This is a genomic window from Kitasatospora sp. NPDC001159 (genome assembly GCF_053598235.1).
On record NZ_JBSFJV010000214.1, the window covers coordinates 1 to 4,655 of the forward strand.

The 4,655-nt window shown below is 69.0% G+C and carries 7 protein-coding genes and 1 pseudogene; 1 reads left to right on the forward strand and 7 read right to left on the reverse strand.

Annotation, left to right across the window (positions count from 1 at the left end):
- The 7 genes and pseudogenes from ACWC9T_RS40880 to ACWC9T_RS40910 all read right to left on the reverse strand — a co-directional run.
- Window positions 1-380 (reverse strand): annotated as a pseudogene (locus tag ACWC9T_RS40880) (hypothetical protein); the annotation flags it as partial.
- Window positions 381-923: 543 nt separating this feature from the next.
- A complete protein-coding gene (locus ACWC9T_RS40885) occupies window positions 924-1,457 on the reverse strand; it encodes a hypothetical protein (RefSeq protein WP_449826088.1) in 534 nt (177 codons plus the stop codon).
- Window positions 1,457-1,846: a hypothetical protein gene (locus ACWC9T_RS40890; RefSeq protein WP_449826089.1), complete on the reverse strand. Its 390-nt coding sequence runs from the start codon at window positions 1,844-1,846 to the stop codon at window positions 1,457-1,459. Before ACWC9T_RS40890 ends, ACWC9T_RS40885 begins: the two co-directional genes overlap by 1 nt.
- On the reverse strand, window positions 1,843-2,367 hold the full coding sequence (locus tag ACWC9T_RS40895; protein ID WP_449826090.1) for a hypothetical protein: 525 nt from the start codon (window positions 2,365-2,367) through the stop codon (window positions 1,843-1,845). The genes ACWC9T_RS40890 and ACWC9T_RS40895 overlap by 4 nt, the downstream gene beginning before the upstream one ends.
- 2 nt (window positions 2,368-2,369) lie before the next feature.
- Window positions 2,370-2,705 (reverse strand): hypothetical protein, encoded by a 336-nt coding sequence (locus ACWC9T_RS40900; RefSeq protein WP_449826091.1) that lies wholly within the window; start codon window positions 2,703-2,705, stop codon window positions 2,370-2,372.
- The gene (locus ACWC9T_RS40905) at window positions 2,633-3,427 is read right to left on the reverse strand and encodes a WXG100-like domain-containing protein (protein WP_449826092.1); all 795 of its coding nucleotides are present in this window, start codon (window positions 3,425-3,427) and stop codon (window positions 2,633-2,635) included. The genes ACWC9T_RS40900 and ACWC9T_RS40905 overlap by 73 nt, the downstream gene beginning before the upstream one ends.
- Entirely contained in the window at window positions 3,427-3,750 is a 324-nt protein-coding gene (locus ACWC9T_RS40910) for a hypothetical protein (protein ID WP_449826093.1), read from the reverse strand. Before ACWC9T_RS40910 ends, ACWC9T_RS40905 begins: the two co-directional genes overlap by 1 nt.
- A 299-nt stretch (window positions 3,751-4,049) precedes the next feature.
- Here ACWC9T_RS40910 and ACWC9T_RS40915 point away from each other — a divergent pair.
- The coding region (locus tag ACWC9T_RS40915; protein WP_449826094.1) for a permease at window positions 4,050-4,655 on the forward strand (606 nt) is incomplete at its 3' end.

Here is a 4,655-nt window from a genome sequence, read left to right on the forward strand (position 1 = left end):
TTGTCCTGTCCGTGGTCCTCGTGTCCGCGGTCGTCGCGTCCGTGGTCCTCGTGTCCGCGGTTGTCCTGTCCGTGGTCCTCGTGTCCGCGGTCGTCGCGTCCGTGGTCCTCGTGTCCGCGGTTGTCCTGTCCGTGGTCCTCGTGTCCGCGGTCGTCCTGTCCGCCGCTCCCGTGTCCGTGGTCCTCGTTCTTCTGGCCGCCTGCGTTGCCGCCGCCAGTGGCGACCGTGGCCGGGGCGGCTTGTTGGGCAGGCGGGGCCGCGGGCTGGACAGGCTGGGCTGTCGGCTGGACGGGCGGGGGTGCCGGGGTGGATCCGGAGGGCGAGGCGTAGGTGATGCCGGTGGCTGCAATGACCGTCGCGCCTATTCCGGCAGCGGCCACAGTTAATGAACGCGTGAGCATGTCACTTCTCTCTGTCTCGCGGACGCCGGCCAGGCGACCGACCTGCGATGAACGTAACGAGAGCTCCTATGGCTGTCATTTCGGACATATCGAAGGTGTGATGCCATGAGTCCAGCCAGGTGGAATTGCGGCACGTAGTGCATACCGACAGAAGACCTGAAGCCGAGGAGCCGCCCGATGCCCCAGACCCCCGCCGACCCGCCCGGGCTGGACCTGGGCCGCCTCCGGGTCGGGCTCGTCCTGAGCAACGCAAAGATGCTCCTCTCCCGGGGGAGAGGAGCATCTCGACGACGCTTCAGCGGAAACCGACAAACTCGCTCGTGAACACCAGGGATCACTCAACAGCACTCAACCGTCAGCAGTTCACCACCCCGACCGATTCGGCCACGCCCTCGCCTGCTGCGCCTGCCTGCGCGGCGAGCGCGACCCGTTCTGGGCCCGCCACCTGGAGCCGGGGATTTCGGGCCGTCGTGAACCGCGGACTGGCCGAGACCGACCCGCGACAGAGCCCAGGGCCGGACATCAGCGGACGGTGACCTGGATGCTCTTGGTGACGCTGTCACATCCAGGCGCCGGATGGGTAGGCGCGTCCGGGCATTTGCCTCGCTCGTGAAGCGTCCAGGTCAGCGTGGTGGTGCCGGGGGCGAGGGCGATGAAGGTCTGGCCGCCCCCCGCGTCGCAGCCGACCCTGTCCGCCGGGCACGGATCGGAGATGAAGTCCGAATCCTGCCGCAGTACGGCGCCGTCGCCCGCCGAGGTGAGCTCCCACGTCACGGCCGTCATGCTGACCAGACTTCCGGGGACGCCGAGCCGCTGCCCGACGGCCAGGGTCACCGTGCTGGGCAGGTACGGCGAGGCGGCCTTGAGGGCCTCCGCACGACTGGGGAGGGCGATCTCCGCGTCCGGCCGGCTGACGGGCGGGGCGCTCTGCGTCGTCGGCGGGCCGGTGGGCGAGTCGGTCACCGGCACCCAGGGCAACGCCCCCCCGGAGGAGCAGGCGGTGAGCAGGGGAATGGCGGCCAGGAGTGCCGCCACGGCGACGATCGTACGACGCATCAGTTTCCGTCCTCCCGGACTCGGCGACGCATGGTGATGAGCAGTGCGACCGAGACCAGCCAGCGGGCGAACAAGACCTCGCGCTGGAGGTCCGCCCCCGTGACTGCGGCCGCGCGCAGCCAGCCGCGGACCAGATCGCCCGCCTCCCGGCCGATCACCGGTTCGGGCAGGTCGAGCGCGGCGGTGAAGCCGCCGGCCCGGACGTACTGGGCCAGGAAGCCCAGCGGGTGGGGGCCGACGAGCAGGGCCTCGGCCTGGTAGGAGGCGGCGATCGCGGCCTCGCCGAAGAGCACCCGGCGTGGTACTCCGTCGATCAGCAGCCCACGGGTGATGGCGGCCTCGACGTCGTAGCCGGTCATCAGCTCGGCGTCCAGGAGAATGGCGGTCATTGCGGCAGCTCCACGCCGTAGGGCCGGTTGATGTTCGTCGTGTTGGTGAGGTCCCCGTCGTTCATGTGGTTGTGGATGAACTGGTCCTCCGTCACCCATGCCGACTGGCCCCACGGGTTGTACACCTGCAGCCGGTCGCCGTCACGGGCCATGATCACCATCTGGTGCGCATGGTGATCATCACCCTTGGCGGCCTCGTCATAGGCGCAGAACGGCACCGGTTTGCCCTCGTCCAGGGCCTTCTCGATCCGCGTCATGGCCGCACGCCGGTCGTCATCGGTGTTGAGGTTGACGTACTCGTACGTCGAGCCGGTGGCCCTGCCGAGATTCTGGTTGGCGAGGAAGGTGTTGCCCTTCGGGCCGATCCCGCCTTTGTTCTCCGGGTAGATCTTCTCATCGCCGTTGGCCTGCTGGCCTGCCTGATACTGCTGGATGTAGAGCTCCTGGAGCCGCCGTCCGAACTCGCTCGGCGAGTCGGCTCCCGGGGTTTCGGGCGCGTTGCCGGTGGTGAGCCGGAGCATCGTCACGGGTCCAGTTTGAGGCTGGCGACCACCGTGGAGGCGGCGACGCAGTCGCCGACGCTGCCCTGACCGTAGACATCGCCGGTGGTGCCGAAGCTCTTGCCCCCGGTGGGGAGTTCCTTGCCCTGGTACAGGAGGCGCAGCGTCTGGGTGGTGGACTCCTGGCCGACGTTGTCCGTGTCGAGGGACGGGACCAGGTGCTGGGCGAGCCAGGCCGGGTCGTCGCCGTGGGGGTGGATCAGTGCGCCGAACTGCTGGACCTCGGTCAGCGTGTGTCCGGCAGCGAGCGCCTTCCAGAGATAGGCGGCCTCCTCGGGCGACTTGGCTCCGGACAGCATGCCCTGGAAGGCGGCCTGGCCCTCAGCGGGCAGACCGGCCAGGAACTGGTTGGCGCGTGGAGTTGAGTGTCCGTCAGGACGTAATCGCCGTCCGCCTCCCCGCCCGGGCCCTTCTCGTTGGCCAGGACCAGCGCGGCGAGCGGATCGAACTTCCCCCCGACGCGCTCGGCCCGCGCCTTGGTGGCGAGTTGGTTGAGCTTGCTGGCGGTCTTGGTGGCGCTTCTCTCCGCCGTCTGGGCGCCCAGGAGCCGGTACTTCACACCGTCCAGGGCATCGTTGAGCGCGGCGGCGGAGCCCCAGGGGGCCGATTTCATGGCGTTCTTCAGGAGGACCACACCGAACGCGTCGTCGTGCAGGGCGTGCTCCAGGTCGGTCGCCCAGTCCGACAGCAGGTTGCAAGCCTGCTGCATGGCCTGCTGGGAGACGGTCAGTTCGTTCGCCAGTGCCTGTACGGCCTGGGTGGCGTGTTCGGCGACCGCGCCGGTCCAGGCGCTCGGAAGTTTGTCGGCGGCGATCTTGCCGAGATCGGTGGACGCCTTCGTGTAGGCCTTTGCCGTCTGCGAGTACGCCTTGGCCCGGTCGCGGATCGTGTCCGGCGAGCCGACCGGTCCGGGCACGTCCAGCGCCTTCCCGACGGCGCTGATCAGCTGGCCGGCGGCGTCGGACATGCCGATCGCCTGCATGGTCTGCTGGATCTGCTGAAGATCCTTGGCCTTGCTCATCAGGTCTGCTGGGGGATCATCGACGCGGCGACCTGGGCGTCGGCGGCGCGGTGGTTGCCGGTGGTCGTGAACATCTTCTGCGCCAGCTCGGCCACGGCCCGCTGGGTCAGGTGCAGTTCCTTCCCCCAGTTGCCGTCGAAGTTGGACCACGCCTGGTCCATCCCGCACTCGCCGAAGGCGGCGGCCTCGTAGGTCACCAGCCCGGTGTAGGCGAGGTCGGCCGACGTGAGGTCGGTCGCCACGTCGTTGAGTGCCTCCGCCACGCCGTGCAGCGCGTCCGGTTGCACCGTGTACCCGCCCACTTTGCCGAGTTGGTCAGTCATTGGCCGGTCCCCCCCGCGATTCTCTACTGCCCGTCGTGATCGAACGAGCACGGTCGACGAGCATAACGGTGGTGGAGGGGGAGCGGTCGCGCCCTCAGTCCAGGCGGCCGAGCTCGACCTGTCCGCGCACGGCTGCTCGTGTTCGTCAACTCTCATTGGACAACGCGACGATGATGGTCGCGAAGGGCGAAGAGGCCGGCGCAGCGGCGGGTCTCGGCGCGTCACGGTTGTAGTTACCCCGTACGGGTATATGGTGTCCGGCGCTCGTCGGAGTCACGCTCTGCGGAAGGCGGATCACCATGCGCGCGATCCTGCACGCGCTGTCCATCACCGGATCGATGACCTGGGAGATCACCTGGGCCCTGATCCTCGGCTTCCTGCTCTCCGCCGTCGTCCAAGCCGTCGTGCACAAGGCGACGGTGGTCCGCCTCCTCGGCGACGACCACCCGCGCACCCTCGCCGTCGCCGCCGGACTCGGTGCGGCCTCCTCGTCCTGCTCGTACGCGGCCGTCGCGCTGGCCCGATCGCTGTTCCGCAAGGGCGCCAACTTCACTGCGGCGATGGCCTTCGAGATCGCCTCCACCAACCTGGTCGTGGAACTCGGCGTCATCCTCGCCCTGTTGCTGGGCTGGCAGTTCACGGCGGCGGAGTTCGTCGGCGGGCCGGTGATGATCCTGCTGCTCGCCGTCCTTTTCCGCCTGCTGCTGCGCGAGCGTCTCCTCCACGAGGCCCGCGAGCAGGCGTCGTACGGGCGGGCGGGCTCGATGGAGGGCCACGCGGCGATGGACATGTCGGTCGCGGGGGGGGGGGGGGGGGCCGGCCCCCCCCCCCCCCCCCACCCCCCCCCCCCCCGCCGATCTGCAGACAACACCACTCAAAAAAAAAAAACCAAACAAAAAAAAAAT

Coding starts and splice junctions, on each gene's coding strand:
- ACWC9T_RS40910 (WP_449826093.1), bottom strand. CDS start 3,750: ATGACTGACCAACTCGGCAAAGTGGGCGGGTACACGGTGCAACCGGAC.
- ACWC9T_RS40890 (WP_449826089.1), bottom strand. CDS start 1,846: ATGACCGCCATTCTCCTGGACGCCGAGCTGATGACCGGCTACGACGTC.
- ACWC9T_RS40905 (WP_449826092.1), bottom strand. CDS start 3,427: ATGAGCAAGGCCAAGGATCTTCAGCAGATCCAGCAGACCATGCAGGCG.
- ACWC9T_RS40895 (WP_449826090.1), bottom strand. CDS start 2,367: ATGCTCCGGCTCACCACCGGCAACGCGCCCGAAACCCCGGGAGCCGAC.
- ACWC9T_RS40900 (WP_449826091.1), bottom strand. CDS start 2,705: ATGCTGTCCGGAGCCAAGTCGCCCGAGGAGGCCGCCTATCTCTGGAAG.
- ACWC9T_RS40885 (WP_449826088.1), bottom strand. CDS start 1,457: ATGCGTCGTACGATCGTCGCCGTGGCGGCACTCCTGGCCGCCATTCCC.